General features: G+C 69.4%; 25 protein-coding genes. 17 read left to right on the top strand and 8 right to left on the bottom strand.

Annotated features, from left to right (window positions below):
* Nucleotides 1–301: 301 nt before the first annotated feature.
* Entirely contained in the window at nucleotides 302–1,138 is an 837-nt protein-coding gene (locus ABC271_RS04060; protein ID WP_412923612.1) for an alpha/beta fold hydrolase, read from the bottom strand.
* A 147-nt stretch (nucleotides 1,139–1,285) separates the two neighbouring features.
* Here ABC271_RS04060 and ABC271_RS04055 point away from each other — a divergent pair, with 147 nt between their 5' ends.
* On the top strand, nucleotides 1,286–1,786 hold the full coding sequence (locus ABC271_RS04055; RefSeq protein ID WP_412923611.1) for a PepSY domain-containing protein: 501 nt from the start codon (nucleotides 1,286–1,288) through the stop codon (nucleotides 1,784–1,786).
* 12 nt (nucleotides 1,787–1,798) lie between these two features.
* Here ABC271_RS04055 and ABC271_RS04050 read toward each other — a convergent pair whose 3' ends face one another.
* Nucleotides 1,799–1,936: a hypothetical protein gene (locus ABC271_RS04050; protein WP_412923610.1), complete on the bottom strand. Its 138-nt coding sequence runs from the start codon at nucleotides 1,934–1,936 to the stop codon at nucleotides 1,799–1,801.
* Nucleotides 1,937–2,041: 105 nt separating this feature from the next.
* On the opposite strand from ABC271_RS04050, the gene ABC271_RS04045 reads away from it, so the two are divergent.
* From ABC271_RS04045 to ABC271_RS04030, 4 genes are all read left to right on the top strand, one after another.
* Nucleotides 2,042–2,521 carry a MarR family winged helix-turn-helix transcriptional regulator gene (locus tag ABC271_RS04045; RefSeq protein WP_412923609.1) on the top strand — a complete coding sequence of 160 codons (480 nt, stop codon included), beginning with the start codon at nucleotides 2,042–2,044 and terminating at the stop codon, nucleotides 2,519–2,521.
* Between the two features lie 80 nt (nucleotides 2,522–2,601).
* Nucleotides 2,602–3,018, top strand: a complete 417-nt coding sequence (locus ABC271_RS04040; protein ID WP_412923608.1) for an organic hydroperoxide resistance protein — start codon at nucleotides 2,602–2,604, stop codon at nucleotides 3,016–3,018.
* Nucleotides 3,019–3,111: 93 nt separating this feature from the next.
* Entirely contained in the window at nucleotides 3,112–3,759 is a 648-nt protein-coding gene (locus ABC271_RS04035) for a response regulator (RefSeq protein WP_412923607.1), read from the top strand.
* On the top strand, nucleotides 3,756–4,886 hold the full coding sequence (locus ABC271_RS04030) for a sensor histidine kinase (RefSeq protein ID WP_412923606.1): 1,131 nt from the start codon (nucleotides 3,756–3,758) through the stop codon (nucleotides 4,884–4,886). The genes ABC271_RS04035 and ABC271_RS04030 overlap by 4 nt, the downstream gene beginning before the upstream one ends.
* 7 nt (nucleotides 4,887–4,893) lie before the next feature.
* On the opposite strand, the gene ABC271_RS04025 is transcribed toward ABC271_RS04030, so the two are convergent.
* Entirely contained in the window at nucleotides 4,894–5,877 is a 984-nt protein-coding gene (locus ABC271_RS04025) for a PIG-L family deacetylase (protein WP_412923605.1), read from the bottom strand.
* Nucleotides 5,878–6,223: 346 nt separating this feature from the next.
* Between ABC271_RS04025 and ABC271_RS04020 the strand changes: the two genes are divergently transcribed.
* Nucleotides 6,224–6,748: a YbhB/YbcL family Raf kinase inhibitor-like protein gene (locus ABC271_RS04020; protein ID WP_412923604.1), complete on the top strand. Its 525-nt coding sequence runs from the start codon at nucleotides 6,224–6,226 to the stop codon at nucleotides 6,746–6,748.
* Nucleotides 6,749–6,787: 39 nt separating this feature from the next.
* Here ABC271_RS04020 and ABC271_RS04015 read toward each other — a convergent pair whose 3' ends face one another.
* Nucleotides 6,788–7,885 carry a PIG-L family deacetylase gene (locus ABC271_RS04015; protein WP_412923603.1) on the bottom strand — a complete coding sequence of 366 codons (1,098 nt, stop codon included), beginning with the start codon at nucleotides 7,883–7,885 and terminating at the stop codon, nucleotides 6,788–6,790.
* Nucleotides 7,886–8,218: 333 nt separating this feature from the next.
* Between ABC271_RS04015 and ABC271_RS04010 the strand changes: the two genes are divergently transcribed.
* The 10 genes from ABC271_RS04010 (at nucleotide 8,219) to ABC271_RS03965 (ending at nucleotide 16,424) form a co-directional block, all read left to right on the top strand.
* Nucleotides 8,219–9,793, top strand: coding sequence for a sugar transferase (locus tag ABC271_RS04010; protein WP_412923602.1), 1,575 nt, complete (start codon nucleotides 8,219–8,221; stop codon nucleotides 9,791–9,793).
* A gap of 73 nt (nucleotides 9,794–9,866) precedes the next feature.
* Nucleotides 9,867–11,192, top strand: a complete 1,326-nt coding sequence (locus tag ABC271_RS04005) for a UDP-glucose dehydrogenase family protein (protein ID WP_412923601.1) — start codon at nucleotides 9,867–9,869, stop codon at nucleotides 11,190–11,192.
* A 177-nt stretch (nucleotides 11,193–11,369) separates the two neighbouring features.
* On the top strand, nucleotides 11,370–11,843 hold the full coding sequence (locus ABC271_RS04000) for an Asp23/Gls24 family envelope stress response protein (protein WP_412923600.1): 474 nt from the start codon (nucleotides 11,370–11,372) through the stop codon (nucleotides 11,841–11,843).
* Nucleotides 11,840–12,028, top strand: coding sequence for a DUF2273 domain-containing protein (locus ABC271_RS03995; RefSeq protein ID WP_412923599.1), 189 nt, complete (start codon nucleotides 11,840–11,842; stop codon nucleotides 12,026–12,028). The genes ABC271_RS04000 and ABC271_RS03995 overlap by 4 nt, the downstream gene beginning before the upstream one ends.
* Complete coding sequence (locus tag ABC271_RS03990; protein WP_412923598.1) at nucleotides 12,025–12,414, top strand: hypothetical protein; 390 nt, start codon at nucleotides 12,025–12,027, stop codon at nucleotides 12,412–12,414. The genes ABC271_RS03995 and ABC271_RS03990 overlap by 4 nt, the downstream gene beginning before the upstream one ends.
* Entirely contained in the window at nucleotides 12,411–13,001 is a 591-nt protein-coding gene (locus ABC271_RS03985; RefSeq protein ID WP_412923597.1) for an Asp23/Gls24 family envelope stress response protein, read from the top strand. Before ABC271_RS03990 ends, ABC271_RS03985 begins: the two co-directional genes overlap by 4 nt.
* On the top strand, nucleotides 12,998–13,585 hold the full coding sequence (locus ABC271_RS03980; RefSeq protein ID WP_412923596.1) for a hypothetical protein: 588 nt from the start codon (nucleotides 12,998–13,000) through the stop codon (nucleotides 13,583–13,585). The genes ABC271_RS03985 and ABC271_RS03980 overlap by 4 nt, the downstream gene beginning before the upstream one ends.
* A 9-nt stretch (nucleotides 13,586–13,594) precedes the next feature.
* Nucleotides 13,595–13,807 carry a hypothetical protein gene (locus tag ABC271_RS03975; RefSeq protein ID WP_412923595.1) on the top strand — a complete coding sequence of 71 codons (213 nt, stop codon included), beginning with the start codon at nucleotides 13,595–13,597 and terminating at the stop codon, nucleotides 13,805–13,807.
* 336 nt (nucleotides 13,808–14,143) lie between these two features.
* The gene (locus ABC271_RS03970; protein WP_412923594.1) at nucleotides 14,144–16,147 is read left to right on the top strand and encodes an ABC1 kinase family protein; all 2,004 of its coding nucleotides are present in this window, start codon (nucleotides 14,144–14,146) and stop codon (nucleotides 16,145–16,147) included.
* Between the two features lie 109 nt (nucleotides 16,148–16,256).
* A complete protein-coding gene (locus ABC271_RS03965) occupies nucleotides 16,257–16,424 on the top strand; it encodes a hypothetical protein (RefSeq protein ID WP_412923593.1) in 168 nt (55 codons plus the stop codon).
* Between the two features lie 271 nt (nucleotides 16,425–16,695).
* On the opposite strand, the gene ABC271_RS03960 is transcribed toward ABC271_RS03965, so the two are convergent.
* The 3 genes from ABC271_RS03960 to ABC271_RS03950 all read right to left on the bottom strand — a co-directional run bounded on the left by ABC271_RS03960 (nucleotide 16,696) and on the right by ABC271_RS03950 (nucleotide 18,230).
* Nucleotides 16,696–17,358 carry an arsenate reductase/protein-tyrosine-phosphatase family protein gene (locus ABC271_RS03960; protein WP_412926100.1) on the bottom strand — a complete coding sequence of 221 codons (663 nt, stop codon included), beginning with the start codon at nucleotides 17,356–17,358 and terminating at the stop codon, nucleotides 16,696–16,698.
* 172 nt (nucleotides 17,359–17,530) lie between these two features.
* A complete protein-coding gene (locus ABC271_RS03955; RefSeq protein ID WP_412923592.1) occupies nucleotides 17,531–17,920 on the bottom strand; it encodes a hypothetical protein in 390 nt (129 codons plus the stop codon).
* 34 nt (nucleotides 17,921–17,954) lie between these two features.
* Complete coding sequence (locus tag ABC271_RS03950; protein ID WP_412923591.1) at nucleotides 17,955–18,230, bottom strand: helix-turn-helix domain-containing protein; 276 nt, start codon at nucleotides 18,228–18,230, stop codon at nucleotides 17,955–17,957.
* A gap of 339 nt (nucleotides 18,231–18,569) precedes the next feature.
* On the opposite strand from ABC271_RS03950, the gene ABC271_RS03945 reads away from it, so the two are divergent.
* Entirely contained in the window at nucleotides 18,570–20,042 is a 1,473-nt protein-coding gene (locus tag ABC271_RS03945) for a sugar transferase (protein ID WP_412923590.1), read from the top strand.
* Nucleotides 20,043–20,099: 57 nt separating this feature from the next.
* Here the strand turns inward: ABC271_RS03945 and ABC271_RS03940 are convergent, their stop codons facing one another.
* Nucleotides 20,100–21,746 (bottom strand): tyrosine-protein kinase domain-containing protein, encoded by a 1,647-nt coding sequence (locus ABC271_RS03940; RefSeq protein WP_412926099.1) that lies wholly within the window; start codon nucleotides 21,744–21,746, stop codon nucleotides 20,100–20,102.
* Between the last annotated feature and the right edge of the window lie 187 nt (nucleotides 21,747–21,933).

Genomic DNA, 21,933 nt, shown 5'->3' with positions numbered 1-21,933 from the left:
CTGCTTTCTTGATCGAACGGAGGAGTTCGTGAATCCCGCTCCGGTGGTCGGTTCTCCGGTCGACGACCGGGGAACTGGGCCGGTGGAGGGCTCACGTTCGGGTAACCCGCTCGCAGTGAGGCGGGCACCAAAGGGTTAGCTTACGGCATCGGGATGCGACGGCCAAACGCGGGCCGGCCGGCGGGGCGCCGGCATCCGCCCGCCTCGCACGACCGCACCCCCGGCTCCGAAGTGCCGGGGGTGCGGGAGGCGTCCTCCGCGGGGTCGCGGGCGAGGTCGAGGACGCGGCGGATAGGGGCGGTCAGCGCTGCAGGAAGTCCCGCAGCACGCGGTTGAACTCGTCGGCGTGGCTGACGTTGACGCCGTGCGGAGCCCCCGTCACCACGTGCAGCTCGCTCCCGGGGATCGCCTCGTGCGTGCGCTTGCCCGAGCCTTCGAACGGGACGGTCCCGTCGCTGTCGCCGTGAAGGATGAGCGCCGGAACCGTGACGTTGTTCAGGTCGTCACGGAAGTCCGTGGTCGCGAAGGCCTCCATGGCCTTCAGCGCCGCGTGGTGGTCGGCCTGGTTTGCCAGCCGCTCGGCCTCGGCCTGCTCGGATGCCGGGACGGCGAGAGTTCCGTCGACCGAGAAGAAGTCGGTCGTGAACTGGTGATAGAAGGCCTTCTCGTCCTCCTTGAGGCCCTTCTCCATGCCGTCGGCGGTGTCCTTGTCGAGCGGCCCCTCAGGGTTGTCCTCGGTCTGGGCGAGGTACGGCGGGACGGCCGCGGCGAAGACGACGCTGCGGACGCGGTCGGCACCGTGGCGCGTGAGGTAGCGGGCGACCTCGCCACCGCCCATGGAGAATCCGACGAGCGTCGCATCGCGCAGATCGAGCTCCTCCAGGACCGCGTGCAGGTCGTCGGCGAACGTGTCGTAGTCGTATCCGGTGCGGGGCTTGTCACTCCGCCCGAAACCGCGGCGATCGTACGTGACGACGCGGTAGCCCGCAGCCTCGAGGGCGGGGACCTGGTGGGCCCACGATTCGCCCGAGAGGGGCCAGCCGTGGATGAGGACGACGGGGCGGCCGGCCCCGCCGGTGTCGTCGACGTGGAGGTCGATGTCGGTCAGCAGTCCGTGGTGTGCGGTGATCTCGCTCATGTCCGCCATGTTTGGACGCCGACCTGGAGCGGAGACCGCGGTTGACGATCGCGGGACGAATTGCTACCCCCGGTCGAACGGCTGGCACATCAGCGACTCCGGCGCAACGACCGGGAGCGGTCGCACGCGGGTCGCTAGCCTCGCGCCATGGCATCCCTCCGCGTTCTCGCCGCCGGGCTCTCGGCGCTCGGACTCGCCCTCACCCTCGCCTCATGCGCCCCCTCGCCAGGTTCGGGCACCCCGGGCGACGAGGGGTACGAGTCGACGATCGCCGCGGTCGTCCTGGCGGAGTCGGATGCCGGCGGCCGCGCCTTCGCCCTGGAGACCGAAGGAGGGACGTCCCGGATTCGCGTCGCCGTCGGTGATCGCGACGTCGAGGTCGAGGTCGAGCCTGCCGGCCCGACCGTGGCGGGTCGGCACGAAGGCGGGGATCTCGACGCGGACGATCGCGCGGCCCTGAGCGCGGCGTCGACGCCGCTGGCGGACGCGATCCGCATCGCCGCCGCAGCCTACGACGGGAACCGCAGCGTCGACGAGGTCGCGCTCGATCGCGATGGCGGTGCCGCCGCGTGGACGATCGAATTCGTCGACGGCGGCGAGGTCGCCGTGGCAGCGACGGACGGCGCGATCGTACGCACCGAGGACTGACGACGGGGTCCGTCAGGCCGAGTCGGCGAGACCCGGGAGGCCGGGGATCCCGAGGTCGAAGTGGTGCCCGTTGATGGCGAGGACGTCGCGGTCTGCGTCGGGGAGGAAGCCCGACGGAGAGACGGCGCTCGCGTCGCTGCGGGGGGTCATGCGACCCATGGTCGGATCGAACCGACGGCCGTCGGCAGGGGTTGACTTCGGGGGCGATCGTTGATTCATGTTGTGCACAATTGAATTGTGTGCAACTCTTTTGCCATGCCCGCCGTCGACTCCCTCGTGTGCTTCGCCCTCTACGCCGCCAGCCGCACCACGACGCAGGCGTACCGCGTGTTGCTCGACCCGTGGGACCTCACCTACCCGCAGTACCTCGCCCTCGTCACGCTGTGGAACGACGGTGCCCAGACCGTCAGTGGCCTGGGCGACGCCCTGCAGCTCGACTCCGGCACGCTCTCGCCCATGCTCGCCCGCATGGAGTCCGCGGGTTACATCACGCGAGAGCGTCGCGCCGACGACGAGCGCGTCGTCACCGTCTCGCTCACCTCGCGCGGACGCGAGATGCGCGAAGAGCTCGCCCACGTCCCCCGCTGCATCGCGGTCGGATCGGGCCTCACCGACGCCGACAGCGCCCGCGAGCTGATCAGCGCCCTGCAGCAGCTGACGGCCGCGATGCGCGACCTCCGCGACCACCCGCAGACCGTGGTGGACGCGGTCGGCGGGCGCACACTCGCCTCCTGATCGACCGGCGCACCGCGCGCCCGTCCTTGCCCACGTGTGCCTCCCGGCATCCGTTCGTCCTCGAGAAAGGAACCTCACCCATGGACGTCCTCTACACCGCCGAATCCCTCTCGACCGGGGAAGGCCGTAACGGCCACGTCGTCGCCGGCGACCTCGACCTGGACGTCGCCGTCCCCAAGGAGATGGGCGGCTCCGGCAACGGCACCAACCCCGAGCAGCTCTTCGCCGCCGGGTATGCCGCGTGCTTCCACAGCGCTCTCCACGCCGTCGCCCGCGGCCACAAGGTCAAGCTCGAGGACTCCTCGGTGGGCGGGCGCGTCCAGATCGGCCCGAACGGCCAGGGCGGGTATCAGCTCGCCGTCCTGCTCGAGGTCGTGCTTCCGGGCGTCGAGCACGACCTCGCCCAGCAGCTCGCCGACGAAGCTCACCAGGTCTGCCCGTACTCGAACGCCACGCGCGGCAACATCGACGTGACGGTCACCGTCTCGGACGACTGACACCGCTCGCAGGAAGGGGACGCCGCGCACACGGCGTCCCCTTCGCCGTTCACACAGGGACGGCACGGCACGCGCCGTCGTAGTGTGACAGACGTGATCCGCGTGGTAGTCGTCGATGACGAGGCCCTCGTCCGTTCCGGCTTCGAACTGATCCTCGGCGCCGCCGACGACATCGAGGTGGTGGCCGCGGTCGACGGCGATCAGGCCGTGGAAGCCATCCGTCGCGAACGCCCGGACGTCGTCCTCCTCGACATCCGGATGCCGGGGCGCAGCGGCCTGGATGTGCTCGCCGATCTCCGCGACGACCCCGACCGCCCCGTCATCGGCATCCTCACCACGTTCGACACGGACGACCACATCGCCCGCGCGCTCCACGACGGCGCGTCCGGGTTCCTGGTCAAGGACACCCCTCCCGAACATCTCGCCGCGATGGTGCGTTCCCTCGCCGCCGGCGGCGTGGTGCTCTCCCCGCAGGTCTCGCGCACGCTCGTCGAAGGGTACGTCGGAGCCCCCGACCCGGACGCCGTGGAACGCGTGGCGCTGCTCACCGAACGAGAGCGGGACGTGTTGCAGCACCTCCCCACCGGCGAGTCCAACGCGGAGATCGGCAAACGCCTCCATCTCAGCGGAGCGACGGTCAAGGACCACGTGAGCGCCATCCTCGCGAAGCTGTCTGTATCGACGCGTCTCGAAGCCGCCCTCATCGCGGAGCGCGCCCGCCGGGGCGGCGACCGGAAGTGACCCGCGTCGCGCGCGATCGGCTGGCGGAGGTCACCGGCAGCAGGTGGTTCGCGGTCGTGACCGACGTGGCGCTCGCCGCGGCGGCGGTGGTCGACGTCATCGTTCTTCTCCCGCGCTGGACGCCCTTCGAAATCGCCCTGGCCGCCATCGCGGTGCTCGGACTCTTGGTCCGCCGGCGGCTACCCTGGGTGGCGTTCGCGCTGGTTCTGCCCGGACTCGTGGTGGATGCCATGACGATCGCCGCGCCGATCGCTCTCTACTCCGTCGCGGTGCGCGAGCGACGCCTCCCGCCGCTCCTCATCGCGGGGGCCGTGACGTTCGCGTGCTTCCTCCTCCCCGACTGGCAGCTGCCGGAACTGGACTATCTCGCCCCCTCGCTGCTGTACGCGCTGCTGTACGCCGCGACCCCGATCGCTCTCGGCGCCCTCGTCCGAACACGGCGCGAGCTCAGCGACCGTGTCGCCGAGCTCTCCGCCGCCCGCGCCGCCGAACGCCTTCGCGACGAGCAGGACGTGCTCCGCCGCGAGCGCATACGACTCTCCCGGGAGATGCACGACGTCGTCTCCCACCAGGTGAGCCTCATCGCCGTTCAGGCCGGCGCCCTCCAGGTCGCCTCGGCGGATCCCGACGCCCGCCGAGCGGCCGATGTCATCCGCTCCCTCGCGGTGCGCACTCTCGACGAACTCCGCCAGATGGTCGGCGTTCTCCGAGCCGAAGGCGCTCCCGCTCCCGGCGACAAGCCGCAACCCACGCTCGGCGACCTGCCGAGCCTGGTCGCCGACAGCGGGCTGAGCGCCGAGCTGGTCACCGAGGTTCCCGTGGACCTCGCTCCCGCGGTGCAACGGGCGGTGTATCGCACCGTGCAGGAGGGGCTCACGAACGTCCGCAAGCACGCTCCCGGCGCCGTGGTGAAGGTCAGCATTCGCGCGACGACGGCGACGATCGATGTCGTGATCTCGAACGACGCCCCGACCGAGCCCGCCCTCACCCTCCCGTCGAGCGGTACGGGTCTGCGCGGTCTCCGGGAGCGAGCCGAGCTGTTGGGCGGCCGGCTGGACGCCGCCAGCGAAGCCGGCGGAGGTTTCCGCCTGTCGGTGTCCCTCCCGCGGCGCGTGCCGCGACGGTGACGCCCGATCAGGACAGGCGCAGCTCCCCCTCGGACATCGGGTAGGTCCTCCGCAGCCACTCGCCGAAGCCTGGTTGCGCGAGACACGTCGAGGCTTCTCCGCACCGGACCACGGGGTCGTCCGCCGCGTACGTGCGGTACACCTCGACCTTGGCATCCAGTTCTTCGCCGGTGACGTTCACGGGCCGGTCCTGCGAGGGATAACCGATGTAGTACGACATCGCCTCGGCCGCGATACCGACGACTGGCGCTGAGGCGCGCACGAGGGAGCCGACGCACGAGTGGTCGGGGTGGTCGCCGTGGGCGAAGGCGCTCTCGTGCGGAACGTTGGTGCTCACCCGGCCAGGCTGCGCGGCGGCGAGAAGCTCGGCGAGAGTGGCCGTGAGACGCGGGAGATCGTATGCCGGGGCACCGTCGACCGGGACCAGTTCGGCCACCTCACCGTTGACGAGCTGGGTCAACCCGGCGTTTCCGGTCGCCTCGAAGCCCTTCCCGTTGAGCCCACCGTCGGGAAGACGCAGGACCGTGATTGATAGGCGGGGCTCGTCTCGCGGCACGAAACGCGTCACCCGCGCGCCGCTCAGCAGGGTGAGTGACCGCTCGTCCCACTCGCCCACCGAGCCGCGCATGAGGTCGTACGCGGCGCGGATGCCGGCTTCCCGCTCCCGCGCGTAGTCGAGACCCTTCCCGGCGTCGCCCGCCGTGACGTAGACCGCGCGGACCGTCGCGCCGGCCGCGATGGCGGTGGAGAGCTCGGGATTGGCGAAGATGATGTCGTCGTCGGCGTGCGCCCAGATCGTCATCGCCGTGTCGGGCCCCGGCGCTTCGCTCGCCGGAGAGGGACCCGCCGGCAGCGTCGGTGCAGCGATCGAGTGAAGAGGAATCCACGCGCCCACCGGGGGGCCGCTCCGGCGCAGTTGACGGACGAGCAGAGCACCGCCGCCGAGGCCCACCAACGCCAGACCGCCGATGAGCAGGCCGCGCCGGGTCACCCGAATGCGGCGCGCATCGCGCGCTGCATCCCTTCCCCCACTTTCCGCCCCGGAAAGGTCCTCGTCCTGCACCGTAGCTCCGTTCTGTGTCCCCCCGACCGAACGCGGCGACGGTCTCGGGTCGTCGGCGCGCGGCGTGACCGTACGACGCTATCGCGCGGACCCGCCGGAATCAGGCACTCCACGCCATGCCCCCACCGAGTGGCGGGGAGGAAGGCGCCGATCGGGGGGCACTTCGGGACTCTGCCTCCGCGATCTGCCGACGAGCGTCGGCGGGCGATTACCCAGCGTGGGTCTCCCGTGCAAGCCCGCCCGCCCCGGGAATGCCCCGCCGTATGGTTCCGGCATGGTTGATCTGACTCGTCTCCCCACACCCGATCCGTACCCGCTCCTTCCCGCGGTCGCGTCTTTCGACGTCGTCAGCGATGACGTCACCGACTCCCAGCCCCTCAAGGACGACCAGGTGGCGGCCCGCGGCAACACGTCGCCACATCTGAAGTGGTCCCAGGTGCCCGAGGGCACCGCCTCGTTCACCATCACCTGCTTCGACCCGGATGCCCCCACGCCGAGCGGCTTCTGGCATTGGGTCCTCGTCGACCTTCCCGGCGATCTCAGAGAGATTCCCCCGGGCTTCGCCGACGGCGACCTGCCGCCGGGAGCATTCCACGTGCGCAATGACGCCGGACAGCTCGGATTCCTGGGCGCCGCGCCGCCCGAGGGCGACCAACCCCACCGTTACTTCTTCGTCGTCCACGCCGTGGGTGCCGAGAGCCTCGGTGTCGACGGCGACGCAACGCCGGCCGCCGTCTCGTTCGCCTTGGCGTTCCAGACGCGGGGTCGCGCGATCGTGCACGGCACGTTCGCACACTGACCGCGCCGCCGAGTCGAGAAGGCGCTCTCGGACGGGACGTCAGGACATGCGGAGGTCGGCCTCGCTCAGCGGGTACGACCTCCGCAGCCACTCCCCGAACTTGCGCGTCTTGAGGCATGCATCGCGGTCCGCACACCGGACCACATCGTCCTGCTGCGCGTAGATGCGGTACGTCTCGACCTTGGCATCCAAGGCAGCACCGTCCAGCGTGCGCGGGAGGTCGATCGACGGATACCCCACGAGGTAGCGGATGCCGGGGGCCAGCGACGCGTCTCGGCCGAGAGAATCCCGCACCAGCGTGCCCACGACCGAGTGATCCGGGTGGTCGCCGGGAGCATAGGCGCTCCCTCGGGGGACGTGGGTCAGCGTGCGGACGGGGTGGAGTGCCGCCGCAAGCTCGGCCAAGGATGCGGAGAGCTGCGCTCGGTCCACGGCCGGACCGGAGTCGATCGGGGTCAGTGTCGCGATCGCGCCGTCGACGAGCTTGCTCAACGTCGCGTGCCCCGTGGAGTCGAAGCCTTCATCCGTGATGTTCCCGTCGGGCAGGCGCGCGAACATCACCGAGACGCGGGGGTCGCCCTGCGGACTCAGCCGCTCCACGCGCAGTCCCCCCGTCAATGTGAGGACCGTGGAGTCCCAGAATCCGTCGGCGCCGCGCATGTGGTTGTACGCCCGCAGGATCCCCAGCTCGCGCGAATGCACGTATCCGAGCCCCCTGCCCGCATCACCCGCGGTCAGGAAGATCGTGCGCACACACTCACCCGCGGCGAGGGCGTCGGAGATCGACGGGTTGCCGAAGATGATGTCGTCGTCGGGGTGCGCCCAGATGGTCAGAACCGTGTCGCCGTCGCACGGCTGGGCGGCGGGCGAGGCAGGCACGACCGGCGTCGGTGTCGGCGTCGGCGTCGGTGTCGGTGTCGGCGCGACGCTCGGGATGGGCGCGATGGTCACGTCCGGGCTCGTTGATGCGATGGGGGCGGGAGCGGCATCGTTGCGCGCGACTCCGAGCGGCCAGACCCCGAACGCGCTGGACACCACGATCGACCCGCCGATCACGAGGAGAACGGCCAGCCCCGCGATGAGGACGCTCGGCGCGACGCGGGCGCGCAGACGGGTCCACCGGCTCTCGAGTGTCATCGGCGATCCCCCCGGAGTCGCGTCCCACGACAGTGTGGATGTCGAGAACCGTGTCGAGTGTAGGCGGCTCGCGCGCGAATACCAACAATGCCACTATCGAGAACACGGTTGACATCGCCGCGGGATCGTGTTGGGTTGCGGAGATCGGGCAGGCCATACGTCGTCCCCCAATTGGAGGACAGGCCGTTCCCCGAGGGAAATTCAGGATGACGATCCGGGGTACTCAGGAAACAATTCGTTCATACAGGGGTGATTCACGGGGTGAGTTCAGGCTGTTATCGTTCAGCACGAGAACCACGATCCGGCACACCCGGGGAAAGGGGCCTAAGCACTGTGACGTCTGACCTCCAGGTCGACGCGACATCGACGTCGCAGGGCGCCGTCGGCGACATCGATGATGCGCCGACGACGAAGACTCCGGGCCACGCATCCTTCTTGGACCGCGCTCCCCAGGCCAGCCCTTCGACGCATGACCGCTGGCGCCAACGCTATCGCCGCAACCTCATCCTGACCGATCTCGCCGCCCTGATCTGGGTCGTGTACGGCACGCAGTTGGCGTGGTTCGGCACCGGCAACGCCGCCATCGCGGCGAGCCGTGACAGTCGGATCACCGATCTGTCGTACTGGGTCTTCTCGGCCGTGCTGATCATCGCCTGGATGTGGGCGTTGTCCTTCATCGACTCGCGGAGCGACCGCGTGCTCGGCACCGGCTCGCAGGAGTACATCCGGATCGTCGATTCCAGCTTCCGCCTGTTCGGAACGATCGCGATCATCGCCTTCCTCACGCAGATCGATGTGGCACGCGGGTACCTCTTGATCAGCCTGCCCGTCGGCATCCTCGTCCTCATCTTCACGCGCTGGCTCTGGCGTCAGTGGCTCATCGTCCAGCGCTCGCACGGCAAGTACTCCGCGAACGTGCTGCTGGTCGGATCGCTCGCGTCCGTCACGCAGTTGGCTCGCGAGTTCGCCCGCAACACCAACGCCGGCTACCGAGTGGTGGGCGCGTGCGTGCCGAGCGGCAAGGTCGCCGACACCATCCCCGGGACGGACATCCCGGTGATGGGTCACGTGGGTGACATCGCCCGTGCCCTGCAGGTGACGGGGGCTGACACGGTCGCCGTGACGAGCGCCGACGAGCTTCCCGCCGACAAGGTGAAGCAGATCTCCTGGAGCCTCGAGGCGGGTCGCCAGCACCTCGTTCTCGCACCGAGCATCATCGACATCGCGGGCCCGCGCCTCCACACGCGACCGGTCGCCGGGCTGCCCCTCATCCACGTCGAGACGCCCCGGTTCTCCCGCGGACAGGTCTTCCTCAAGCGCACCGTCGACCTGGTCGCGAGCATCGCCGGGGTGATCGTTCTCAGTCCTCTCCTCGCCTTCCTCGCCATGGCCGTGCGCCTCTCCAGCGAAGGCCCCGTGTTCTTCCGCCAGAAGCGCGTCGGATTCCGCGGCCGCGAGTTCACGATGATCAAGTTCCGGTCGATGGTGGTCAACGCCGAAGACCTGCTCGAGCAGCTCGCGAAGCAGGAGCGGGATGCCGGCAACGAAGTGCTCTTCAAGATGAAGAACGACCCGCGGGTGACCCCGATCGGTCGGATCATGCGCAAGTTCAGCCTCGACGAGCTCCCGCAACTGTTCAACGTGATCGGCGGATCGATGTCGCTCGTCGGCCCGCGGCCGCCCTTGCCGTCGGAAGTCGCCCTCTACGCAGACCACGTGCACCGTCGATTCCTCGCCAAGCCCGGTATCACCGGCCTGTGGCAGGTCAGCGGTCGATCCTCCCTCTCCTGGGAGGAGTCGGTGCGCCTCGATCTCTCGTACGTCGAGAACTGGACGCTCGTCGGCGACTTCGTCATTCTGGGCAAGACCGCTCGCGCCGCACTGGCGCCGGGCGAGACGGCCGCGTGAACTCCCCGCGCTCCCGCGCGGGTCGACGGTGCGACACTCGCGTGCCGTCTCGATACAAAGCTGGAGGAGACCCGTGCGTCTTTCTGTGATTGGTTGCGGATACCTGGGAGCCGTCCACGCTGCGGCGATGGCCTCGATCGGACACGAGGTCGTCGGTATCGACGTCGATGAGCGCAAGGTGAACTCGCTCTCGAAGGGGGAGGCACCCTTCTTCGAACCCGGACTGCAGGAGATCCTCGCTGAGGGCATCGCCTCGGGACGCCTGTCGTTCACGACCGACATGGCGGCCGCGCAGGGCGCGAAGGTCCACTTCATCGGCGTCGGCACGCCGCAGCAGCCCGGTGGATATGCCGCCGACCTGACGTATGTGCACGCGGCCGTCGACGGCTTGCTCCCTTACCTCTCCGAGGGCGACATCGTCGCGGGCAAGTCGACTGTGCCGGTCGGCACCGCCGAGTCCCTCGCACCGCGCGTCAGCGAACGGGGCGCCACACTCGTCTGGAACCCGGAGTTCCTGCGCGAGGGATGGGCCGTGCAGGACACCATCGATCCCGACCGTCTGGTCGCGGGTGTGCCGAGCGCGGACGGTGGCCCGACCGAGGAAGGCGCTCGCACCGCCGACGTCCTGCGCGAGGTGTATCACCCGTCCATTGCCAAGGGCACTCCGTTCATCATCACCGACTACGCCACGGCAGAGCTGGTGAAGGTGTCGGCCAACGCCTTCCTCGCGACCAAGATCAGCTTCATCAACGCGATGGCCGAGATCGCCGAGGTCACCGGTGCCGACGTGACCACCCTGGCCGACGCGATCGGTCACGACGCTCGTATCGGCCGCCGCTTCCTGGGCGCCGGCATCGGATTCGGCGGCGGGTGTCTGCCGAAGGACATCCGCGCCTTCTCCGCACGGGCCGAAGAGCTCGGCCGCGGCGAGTCGGTGGCGTTCTTGCGAGAGATCGACGCGATCAACCTCCGACGCCGTGATCGAGCCGTCGACCTCACCGTCCAAGCACTGGGCGGCTCGGTGTTCGAGAAGAAGGTGACGGTGCTCGGCGCCGCCTTCAAGCCCCACAGCGACGACATCCGCGACTCGCCCGCCCTGGACGTCGCCGTGCGCCTGCACGGTCTGGGCGCCGACGTCACTCTGACCGACCCGGCCGCGATCGAGAACGCCCGCCGCATCCACCCGCAGCTGACCTACGTCGAGGACCGCGACGAGGCGCTGCGCGACGCCGACGCCGTCATCGTCGTGACGGAGTGGGACGAGTACCGCCGCGATCTCGACCCGGCGCACGCCGCCGAGCTGACGGCCGGTCGCGTCGTGGTGGACGGGCGAAACTGCCTCGATCCCGTCGCTTGGCGCGCGGCCGGTTGGACGTACTACGGCATGGGACGCCCCTGACCTCGGAGAAGCATCACGCGAACGCCCCGGCAGCAGTGCCGGGGCGTTCGTCGTCCATGGCGGCGGGGAAAGATCTTCGTGCGGCGCGTGACGAATCCCCTCCTCGGTGCGTCTCACCAGTAGCGAACACCGCTGCACCGGGATCACCCGGGCAGAACGTACTGGAAGGACACTCCGATGGCTATCGAAGAGAAGCCCGCGGCGCCGGTCGCCGCGCCGCAGGGGTCGCGCGTGGACCGCGCGTTCACCGGCGCCGAAACCGCCGCCGCCGACACCGCCGGGAAGACCACCATCGCCGACTCCGTCGTCGCCAAGGTCGCCGGCATCGCCGCGCGTGAGATCGCCGGCGTCTACGCCCTCGGCGGAGGCGGTGCCCGCGCCTTCGGCGCGATCCGCGACGCGATCAACGCGACCGACCTGACGCAGGGCGTCAAGGTGGAAGTGGGCGAGACCCAGGCCGCAGCCGACCTCACCATCGTGGTCGAATACCCGGCACCCATCCAGGAGGTGGCCGACCAGGTGCGCTCCCGCGTCGCCGGCGCCATCAGCCGTCTCGTCGGCCTCGAGGTCGTCGAGATCAACGTCGACGTCAACGACATCCACATCCCGGGTGACGATGACGACGACTCGACCCCCGCGCGCGTCTCATGAACCCGACACTCACCGGCGCACTCGTCGGACTCGTCCTGGCCGCCGCCGCACTGATCTTCGGATTCTGGGGCTTCCTCCTCGTCGCCGTGTTCATGGTGATCGGCGCCGTGATCGGCCGCATCGTGTCGGGCCAGATCGACATCCGCAGTATCGCCAACGCATTCTCGGGTCGGAGCACATCGTGACCTCCGCGCTTCCCGGGGTGGCCACCGCCACCCCGGGGGGCGGGGTCACCGTGCACACCGGCGGTCGCGTGGACGTGGCCGATCGCGTCTTCCGCAAGGCGGCAGAACAGGCCGCCGCGGAAGCGATCGGCATCGACCGTTCCGACGTGTCGGTCGACATCGCCGCCTCGCGCGACACCGTCGTGGTGCGCGTCCAGGCTCCGTTCCCGGTCCCCCGCCTCGACGACACCGAGGCCATCCGCGCCGCCACTCCCGTGCTCGAGGCTGCGCGCGGCATCCAGAACGATCTCCACGACCGCCTCACGCGTCTGTTCGGGCGCGAGGTGTCGCGGGTGGACCTGACCATCGCCGGGGCGACCGCCCCGAAGAAGAGGAGGGTGAGATGACCGATTCCGTCCTGCGTACCGTCGTGCGTCGTGAGACGCACTCCCCCCGCACGGGCGCGATGCTCGTCGTCGTGGTGCTGCTGATCCTGGCCGCGATCTACGCCGGCCTCGAAATCGCTCTCTCCCTGGCCGGCCGACCGCCGCTCCTCGTCGACCCCGGGGCGGCATTCGACTCCGTCGCTGCGCTCCCGACAGCCGTGGTGCCGGCGGCACTGATCGCGGCGGGCGTCGGCATCGCTCTCGTCGGTCTCATCATCCTGCTGATCGCCGTGGCTCCCGGCCGCCTCTCCAAGCACGAGATGACCTGGGGCGAGCGCGCCGTCGTCGTCGACAACGGCGTCGTGGCTTCCTCGATCGCGCAGCACCTGAGCACCGAGTCCGGCATCGCCCGTGAGAACGTCGTCGTGGGCGTCGCCCACCGCGCGGTCGACGTGACAGTCCGGCCGCCCCTCGGCATCCCGGTGGATGCCGATGACCTCCGTCGGATCGTCGACGAGGAGGTGGCCTCGTACCGGCTCACCCCGTCTGTCCGCACGCACATCCGCATCGAGCGACCGCTCGACCCGGGAAAGGAGGGCTCCCGATGAGGAACACCAACCGCGCGCTCAACCGCATCGTGTTGTTCGTCGTCGCACTCGTCGTGATCGCACTGGGCGGTGTGTTGATCGTCGTCGCTGCCGTGCCCGGCGCAGCCGAGCTCTGGACGCAGTCTGCCGACTCCGTCCGCGGATGGGCAGAGGGCATCGGTCAGCCCTCCCTCGACATCGGCGCCATCGCGGCGCTCGCGATCGTGGTGATCGTGCTCGTCCTCGTCGCCATCGGCGCCGTCCGTGGCAAGCACCGTGTGCCCCTGCAGTCCACGGGCGCCGAGAGCGAGGCCGGTCGCATCACGGTCACGGACGGGTTCGCGTCCGCGGCGCTGAAGAACTCGCTCGACGAGCGCGACGAGATCCTCACGTCGCGCATCCACTCGAACGAGGTGCGCAAGGAGACGGTCCTGCACGTGAGCGTGACGCCGCGGCAGAACACCTCTCCTCGGCAGATCACCGAGTACGTCGACACGCTGGTGACGAATCTCGGCACCCTGACCGGTCAGCAGTTCCGCACCTACATCTCGGTGCACTCCAGCCTCCGTGCGAGGCTCGCGCACGACCAGAAGCGTTTGAACTAGGAGGGTGCCATGCGCAATCGCATCATCATCGTCGGCGGCCTCGTCGTGCTGGCGTATGTCCTCGGCACCCGCACCGGCCGCGTACAGGTCAAGAGTCGGGAGTCGGTCGGACACCAGGTCGTGCGCCTGTGGGACGACCCTCGGTCGCGCCGACGTCGCCGGAAGGCGGCCGCCCAAGCCTCGAAGAAGGCGAAGAAGGCCCTGCGGGACTTCCGCCGCTAGGGCGAGACGCGAGACTCGCGGAACGGGGGAGGGGCGTCGACGCTCCTCCCCCGTCCTCTGCGCTCGAGGCGGGCGTATCGAGATCCGATCCGCACCCTGTCGCATGCGCATGTCAGAATGCCCTCGACAGAAGGGCCCCATGCACCCGCCTCACGATCTCCCCCCGGTGTCCCCCGAAATCCTTCCGGCCCTCCGCGAAGATCCGGGCGGCTTCCCTCCCCGTTGCGACCGGTGCCTCCATACGCTCGAGCCGCGAGGATGGCACCGCACGGCCGCCTGGGTCTGTCCCGGGTGCGGTCTCGTCCGCATCGCGTGATCGGCGGCTACGCTGACCCCGTGGTCGTCACCCTGCTCATCGCCGTCCTCGCGGTCGTCTGCGCCGTCCTCGTGGGGTTCGTCGCCCGGCAGATCCTGGGGACGGCGGTGGGATGGCCGCGGAGCATCGTGGTCGGCCTGCTGGTGTTCTTCCTCGGGGTACCCGCGGCCGGATGGGTCCTTCGGCAGACGGGCATGCCCGACGGCGCGACTCTCGCCGCGGACGACGTGTGGCTGTGGGTCGGACTCATCGCCCTCTCCATCAGCTGGGTCTTCGCGCTCGGGGTCGCCGCCCTCGTGGCAAGCGAGGCCATCTTTCCCACACGGCCGCTTCCGAATCCCATCGACGTCATCCGCGCGGCCCTCCGTCAGCGCAAACGCACGCGCCGGTATCTGGAGATCCTGGCGATCGCCTCGCGTCATGGCGTCGGGTGGCTCTTCCACGGCGGGCACTCCCGCGTCGAACAACAGCTCAGCACGTCGGAGGAACGGGCCCGCGCCATCGTTGCGACGATCAACGACGCCGGCGTCAGCTTCGTCAAGCTCGGCCAGGTGCTCTCGACGCGCCGCGACCTCATCCCCGAGCCCTACCTGAGCGCCCTCGCCTCGCTGCAGACGAGCGCCACGACCCTCCCCTGGGAGACCGTGCGCGAGGTCATCGAGAGCGACCTCGGACGACCGATCGACGAGATCTTCGCCGACGTCGACCCGAGCCCCCTCGCCGCTGCCTCCGTCGCGCAGGTGCATCGCGCAACCCTTCGCGACGGCAGTCGCGTCGTCGTCAAAGTGCAACGTCCCGCCGCCCGCGCCCAGGTGGAGGCGGATGCCGACATCATCGGCCGCCTTGCGCACCGCGCCGAGGCGCGCACCCGGGTGGGGCGCGACCTGCGCATCGAGTCGGTCGCCCGCGGCTTCACCACGACTCTTCTGGAGGAGCTCGATTACCGTGTCGAGGCTCGGAACACAGAGATGATCCGCGCCACCATCGAGCACATCGACGCTGCCGAACCCGCCCGTCGCGGGCTGGTGACCGTCCCCACCGCCTATCCCGAAGCCTCCAGCACGCGCGTGCTGACGATGGAACTCGTCGACGGAGCGGCGCTCGGCGACTCGGCCGAGCACCTCGCGACCCTCACGGCCGAGGAACGCGATCGCTTGGCCGAGGTCCTGATGACGACGGTCATCGAGCAGATTCTCGTCTACGGCGTCTTCCATGCCGACCTCCACCCCGGCAATGTCCTCCTCACACGCGACGGAACCCTGGGTCTCATCGACTTCGGAGCCGTCGGGATCATCGAACGCAGTCGTCGCCAGCACATGACGGCGTTTCTGCTCGCGGCGCTCAGCGAGAACGATGTCGCCGCCACCGACGCGCTGCTGCTCATCGTCGACGCGCCCGACGATGTCGACCTGGATGCCTTTCGGCACGACGTCGGTATCGTGCTGACGGCCGAGCACGTCCGCAGTGTGGGCCAGGGGTCGATCTTCACCCGCATCGTCGACGTCATCCGGCAGCACCGGATCGCTCTTCCGGGTGAGCTGGCATCCGCTCTGCGCAGCTTTGCGACTCTGGAGGGGTGTCTGCGCGTCATCGTCGACGACTTCGACATGGTCGGCCGCGCACTGCCCCTCATGCCGAAACTGCTCAGGCGCACGATCTCGCTCAGCCGCGCTGCGACCGATCTTCAGGCCGGCGCGGTCATCTCCCTCGCCCGGCTGCAGCGGATGCCACAGCGCCTCGAGGCTCTGCTCACGGGCATCGAGCGCGGTTCGATCGGTATCACGCTCCGGTCCGACGACGGAACCGATACCAGTGGCATCCTCAGTCGGATCACGTCGGAGATCGCCACCACCCTGGTCTCGATCGCCGCGGTCGTCATCGCCGTCGTGCTGATCGTCGCCGGTGGCGGACCCGTGCTCGGCGGGTCGGTGACGCTGTTCGCCATTCTGGGAGCGGTCATCGGACTGTTCGGATTCCTCGGATTGCTTCGGGTGGTCCGACGCACGTTCGGTCGGCGCCGCTGACATAGCGCATCACGTCACGGCGCGGCAACCAGTTCTTCCCTGCCCGGTGGGCGCTAGAGTGTCGACCAGCTACCCGTTGTGCACCACCGGACTCCAAAGGAGAAGTCCCATGGTCGTTGTCGTCGCCGCCGTCTTCGTCGGTATCGTCGCCTGGATCGTCACCGCTCTCGCTGCAGGGATCGGCCTCGGCCGAATCATCGCCCGCGCCGACAGCGAAGAGGGGCGGGAGGTCGACGTTCCGTCGGCCGCCAGCCTGAGCGGGGCCGTCACCCTCTGAGCGCTCGCGCGCGGGCGGACCCGCGCACGGGGACCGTTTCGTACCGTGAAGCATCTCCATTCACCACCACGGTCGAGGCCCTGATCTCGGCGTCGCGGTGGGCGCGAGTCACCTCGTCGCTCGGGGGGGGTCATCACGTTGTGCCCGAAGCACGTCGACGCGTGGGCCGGACCGCTGAATGAGGCCCTGGCGCACGCGCTGCCCACGGCGCTCCCGTTCGGCCTCATCGGAGCGGCAGGTGTTTCAGCGGCACGCCACCTGAGACACCGGCTCAGCTGCCTCCGCCGCTGAGCAGTTGGGACGCGGATGCCGCATCGTCGGGCGGGCCCGGCGCGCGCCGGGCCCGCATCTCGCGCCGCGTCGCCGGCGCGGTGGTCGTCAGCGAGAGACCGGCTCCGCCTCGTAGCGCCGTCGCCCCGTAGGCGGTGATGGCCTCGACGGCCGCCACCGCATCGCGTTCGAACTGTTCCCACACGGCGAGCGGCTGGCCGATCGGATCGACGAGGTCGTCGTCTCCCGCGGAGGCCGGGCGAACCCGCGTGCGACGCCGCGCGACGGCCCGAACCAGCGACGGCCAGTCGTCGCGCTCACCATCCGGACCCTCGGTGAGCAGGCGCGCGAACTCCCGAATCGTGAACGTGGAGTCCAGAAGATCGGGCCGCATGTCGAGGACGGTTCGCCGGTGCGCTGCCGCCGCACAGAGCACGATCGGGGAATCCCGCAGCATCGCTTCGTCAAGGCGGCGCGTGCGGTGACGATCGAGATCGAGGCCGTACGACCGACCGATCTCGACGACCTGCGGCGCAGCGGGGCTTCCCGGCCGCGCCGCGGAACCGGCGCTCTCTATGAGCGCGCCGGTGACTCCGGACATGGCGAACCTCGCCCTGAGCAGATACTCCAGGAAGGGGGATCGGATCGCGTTCGCGGTGCACACGATCAGCACGCGCGCGGGCGATGATGCACTCACGGGGACCTTTCGGCGAACGGACCGGGGTGGCGTCCGCTCCCCTAGTTCAGCGCCTCGCGGCTCGACCACTGCCCATTCGTCAACGTCCTTACGGAGCGCGGCGCCGGGTGAATCACGACGACAGGACGGGAGGTCGTACTCAGCAGAGGAACGCCTCGCGGATCTGCGGGTTCTCGACCAGGATCCGACGAAGCTGCCGCACTCCGTCTCGGCCGAACGCGAGCCCCTCGCCCGCAACCTCGACCACGAGCCAGTCCTCGTCATCATCGAGACGCCGGAGGATCCCGACCTCAACATCGGCCTCCGCCCCCGCCCCGGTCTCATCGACGGACCGAACGCGCGCGGTGAAACCCACACCGGCGCTGCGATGCGCTTCGTCGTCGGGGTGAGCGGTCTCTCCGTGGAGCGTCGTGCACCACGGGAATCCGCAGCGAGCCTCGGTACGCACCGGGCGGACATCGTTTTCTCTCATGCCGGACACCTCTTTCTCCGGATCGCCCTCACGGGCGACCCGATCGTCGGTGGGCACGAGGGAAGTGAAGCACGAGCCTCCGACACCGCCCTCAGCGCCCGGGCGCGACGCCCTCCGGAGGCTGAGGGAGAAGTTCCGACAGCGGGATGCCCAGGACCTCCGCGAGACACACGATGGTGCGTAGGCGCGGGTTCGCTGGCGTACCGGGATTGGACTCGCCGTGCTCCAGCTTGCGATAGGTGAAGGTCGCCAGCCCCGCGGCGTGGGCGACGTGTTCCTGCGAGAGGCCGCGGTCGGCGCGTGCGTGTCGAAGGCGTGCGCCGAACTCGTGGGCGAACTCGTTCCAAGGATCGGGCACGTCGGTCATGGGTCCAGCTTGACTGCACAGTTACGCCCACATGAACATGTGTACATGCCGTGACATTCCTTCTCGCCACCGCCAGGCGCCGCCCCGGCTGGGTGACGGGTGTGGATGTCAAGGTGAGCGAGGGGGCGATCCATCGACGGATCGCATCGGAGTGCGCACCGAGCCGTGCGCGGTCCGTGCCCTCGATCCATCGCGGTCGGCCTCCTTCACCCTTCTTCGCCGTGCGGAGAATTCTGAACTCCCGACCGACGCGGTGGCAGAGTGCCCGGGCCACGCGCCTTTCAATCCCGCACAGGCGCGCACCTTCTCCGGCCACTGAGCCCGATCAGCGGAGCGTTCATGGATCTCGCGACCTCGCCACTCGTTTCACCAACCAATACGAAAAGCTCCACCTCCCCCCGCCTCCCGCGCCGACGGTCCTGGCAGGCGAGGTACGCCAATCTGCTCACGATCCTCGACTCCCTCGTGGTCGTCCTCGCCGTGTTCGTCACGCAGTTCCTTTGGCTCGGTCCTGCACCGGCCAGCGTCGGCGGGGCGCCGATCGACTACACGACGGCGTCGATCCTCCTCAGCGCAGGCTGGTTGGCGGCGCTGACCCTCTGGGGAACCCGGCTGCCCCGTGTCGTCGGACAAGGCATCGCCGAGCATCGCCTGGTCATCGCGGCGTCGTTCCAGCTCTTCGGACTCGTCGCCATCGCCGCATACCTCGCGGAGATCGACCTGTCCCGCGGCTACTTCCTCCTGAGCCTCCCCCTGGGCACTCTGACGCTGCTCGTGGCTCGTACCGCCGCGCGGAGATGGCTGGTCGCACGGCGACGAAAGGGCGACATGTCCGCGCGCGTCGTGCTGGTGGGCAGCGCCGATGAAAACGCGCGGGTGTCCGCCGAGATCATGCGACAGCCCGGCGTCGGCCTGACGGTGGTCGGCCTGCACCAGGTGGACTCCGACGACGGGACGACGTGGACGGACGCGCACGCGCGCACGCTGCAACGTCGACTCGACGCGCTCGACGCGGACAGCGTACTCATCACCGGAGGCGGCCAGCTCGATGCCCAAGACATCCGACGGATCGGTTGGGGGCTCGAGCCCGGAAGGCAGCACCTCATCGTCGCGGTGAATCTGACCGATGTCGCCGGCCCCCGCATCCACACGCGTCCGGTCGCTGGCCTCCCCCTCGTCCACGTCGAGACGCCCCAATACTCCACGCGTCAGCGGGTGCTCAAGCGCGCGTTCGACATCGTCGCGTCCCTGTTCCTCCTCGTCGCGCTCAGCCCTCTGCTGCTCGTCCTCGGCGCTCTCGTCCGCCTCTCGGGCCCTGGTCCGGTGTTCTACCGGCAGGAGCGCGTGGGGCAGGGAGGCACGCGCTTCGGAATGTTCAAGTTCCGCTCCATGTTCGATGGCGCCGACGCGCGACTCTCCGAGCTGTTGTCGGCCCAGGGCCGCGACGGCTCACCCCTGTTCAAGATCGAGAACGACCCGCGGATCACCCCGATCGGCCGGGTCCTGCGGAGATATTCCCTCGACGAGATCCCGCAGCTGTTCAACGTCCTCGCCGGCCAGATGAGCCTCGTCGGCCCACGACCCCAGCGCGAGGCCGAGGTGGCTTTCTACGACGATGACGCACGTCGACGCCTCATCGTGCGCCCGGGAATGAGCGGGCTCTGGCAGGTCAGCGGCCGGTCGACGCTGCCGTGGCAGGAGGCGATCCGGCTCGACCTCTTCTACGTGGAGAACTGGTCGCTCATCGGCGACATCGTGATCCTCGTCCGCACGGTCAAGGCGGTGGTCGCGCCCGGCGACACCGCCCACTGAGCCCACGGCGAAGGCACCGGCCCCATCGGGGACCGGCGCCTTCTTCGTTTCAGACCGTCAGCCGCGCTTTCGACGTGTGGAGGGGGACTCGCCGACACCGTCGGTGGTCGTCGCGGTCGCCTTAGCGCCTTCACGAGCGGTTTCACCCGCCGGCGAAGATCCGTTCCGCCGCGTGGAGAGGGTGCGTAACCCGCTGACGTTGGACGGGGGCATTTCGGGGGAACGCCGGCGAGGGCCGGGCGTCTCGTCATCCGTGCCCGGGGAACTCTTCGATGCGCGCCGCCACAGGCCACTCCACCGGCGACTCCGGCCCGAGCGAGAGCTGGACACCCCGTACCCGTAGTAGCCCCCATACTGCGCCCCGTAGTAGTTCGAGTCGGCACCGCGCAGCGGGACGCGATTGAGCACGACTCCCAGCAGCCGCCCCCGCGTCTTGGAGATGTTTCCGACCGCTCGCACCAGCATGTCGTCGGTCGTGCGCCCTGCCGTGACGACGAGCACGGCACCGTCGGCCCAGCTGGCGATGACCGCGGCGTCGGCAACGGCGAGCGTCGGGGGCGAGTCGATCACGACGACGAGATCGTCAGCCAGCGTACGTGCGAGTTGTTGCATGCGCTGGGAACCGACCATCTCGCTCGGGTTGGGCGGCGTGCGCCCCGCCGCGACGACGAAGAGGCGGCCGTGTTCGTCGACCTGGTGGGCGACCTGATCGATGCGCGCGCGACCAGCCAGCACGTCGGACAGTCCGACATCGTCGGAGAAGCCGAACATCGCACCCAGGACGGGCCTCCGCAGATCAGCGTCGATGAGGATGACGGACTGTCCCGTCGCCGCGATGCTGACCGCGAGATTCGCGGCCGTCGTCGACTTGCCGTCCCCGGGGAGAGGGCTGGTCACGACCATCACTCGCGCAGGACGATCGACATCGACGTACTGCAGATTCGTCCGGAGTTCTCGCATCGCCTCCTTGTGCGCGAAGGATCCCCTGCCGTCGCGAATGTCGTCGAACGAGAACACGGCCCGACCGGCGGCCAGCTCTTTGTCGATGGGAAGAATGCCAACCACCGAGGCATCCACGGCATCGGAGACGTCGTGCGCCGACCGCAACCGACGGTCGAACGCGCGGCGGACCAGGGCGAAGACGACGCCCATCACGGCACCGGCGATGGCGCCGATGGCCACCGCGAGCTTCACGTTGGGCGAGGACGGCGCGGTCGGAAGACGCGCCGAGTCCCCCGCGACCAGACGAACAGCACCGTCGCCCGCCGCGCTGGACTCCAACTGGTCGACCTGCGAGGTCATGCCGTGCAGCCACGCCTGCGCCAGATCACGCGCCGCTTCGGGAGTCGGTCCGCTCGCGTCGACCCGGATATTCACCGTGTCGATCGGGTTGGACACCTGTATTCGTGCCACCAGGGATTCGGGGCTGGTGTCGAGTCCGAGTTCATCGCGCGCCGCTTCGGCAACGGATCGCCAATAGCCCATGTCGATGAAGGATTTCACCTTCGACAACGCGAGCGAGTTTCCCGCGAGGGCCCCCGCGGTCGACCCGTCCGAGGACGCGCTGGCAACGTAGCCGGTCGCGTCGGCGGTATAGACCCGCGGCTGCAGGGCGCTCCAGCCCAGCCCCGCGAGCCCCCCGGCGATCGTGAGCGCGAGGATCGTCTTCCAGTACGCGCGCAGGATGCGCGCCACGCGTTGCATGTCCACTCGTGTTCCGCCTTTCGCTCGGCCCGTGTCGGGAACGCCGAGCCCGGGGAAGCATAGGCACGTGGCCGGCGTCGGTCCGCGCACGCGGGGAATCGCCGCGAGCGGGCGAAACGCGGGGGGATTCAGGGGCTCGTCACGGTGGTGAGACCAGGTCGGGGAGTGTGATGTCGCCAGGGTGAAA

It is taken from the genome of Microbacterium canaveralium (assembly GCF_047238045.1).
In the GTDB taxonomy this organism is placed as follows: domain Bacteria; phylum Actinomycetota; class Actinomycetes; order Actinomycetales; family Microbacteriaceae; genus Microbacterium.
The sequence above is the reverse complement of the archived record's forward strand: the minus strand, read 5'-3'. Positions and strand labels throughout refer to the sequence as shown.

Coding starts and splice junctions, on each gene's coding strand:
- ABC271_RS04060 (WP_412923612.1), bottom strand. CDS start 1,138: ATGAGCGAGATCACCGCACACCACGGACTGCTGACCGACATCGACCTC.
- ABC271_RS03985 (WP_412923597.1), top strand. CDS start 12,411: ATGACCGATTCCGTCCTGCGTACCGTCGTGCGTCGTGAGACGCACTCC.
- ABC271_RS03965 (WP_412923593.1), top strand. CDS start 16,257: ATGGTCGTTGTCGTCGCCGCCGTCTTCGTCGGTATCGTCGCCTGGATC.
- ABC271_RS03945 (WP_412923590.1), top strand. CDS start 18,570: ATGGATCTCGCGACCTCGCCACTCGTTTCACCAACCAATACGAAAAGC.
- ABC271_RS03950 (WP_412923591.1), bottom strand. CDS start 18,230: ATGACCGACGTGCCCGATCCTTGGAACGAGTTCGCCCACGAGTTCGGC.
- ABC271_RS04015 (WP_412923603.1), bottom strand. CDS start 7,885: ATGACACTCGAGAGCCGGTGGACCCGTCTGCGCGCCCGCGTCGCGCCG.
- ABC271_RS03995 (WP_412923599.1), top strand. CDS start 11,840: ATGAACCCGACACTCACCGGCGCACTCGTCGGACTCGTCCTGGCCGCC.
- ABC271_RS03980 (WP_412923596.1), top strand. CDS start 12,998: ATGAGGAACACCAACCGCGCGCTCAACCGCATCGTGTTGTTCGTCGTC.
- ABC271_RS04055 (WP_412923611.1), top strand. CDS start 1,286: ATGGCATCCCTCCGCGTTCTCGCCGCCGGGCTCTCGGCGCTCGGACTC.
- ABC271_RS04020 (WP_412923604.1), top strand. CDS start 6,224: ATGGTTGATCTGACTCGTCTCCCCACACCCGATCCGTACCCGCTCCTT.
- ABC271_RS04000 (WP_412923600.1), top strand. CDS start 11,370: ATGGCTATCGAAGAGAAGCCCGCGGCGCCGGTCGCCGCGCCGCAGGGG.
- ABC271_RS03940 (WP_412926099.1), bottom strand. CDS start 21,746: ATGCAACGCGTGGCGCGCATCCTGCGCGCGTACTGGAAGACGATCCTC.
- ABC271_RS04045 (WP_412923609.1), top strand. CDS start 2,042: ATGCCCGCCGTCGACTCCCTCGTGTGCTTCGCCCTCTACGCCGCCAGC.
- ABC271_RS04040 (WP_412923608.1), top strand. CDS start 2,602: ATGGACGTCCTCTACACCGCCGAATCCCTCTCGACCGGGGAAGGCCGT.
- ABC271_RS04050 (WP_412923610.1), bottom strand. CDS start 1,936: ATGACCCCCCGCAGCGACGCGAGCGCCGTCTCTCCGTCGGGCTTCCTC.
- ABC271_RS03975 (WP_412923595.1), top strand. CDS start 13,595: ATGCGCAATCGCATCATCATCGTCGGCGGCCTCGTCGTGCTGGCGTAT.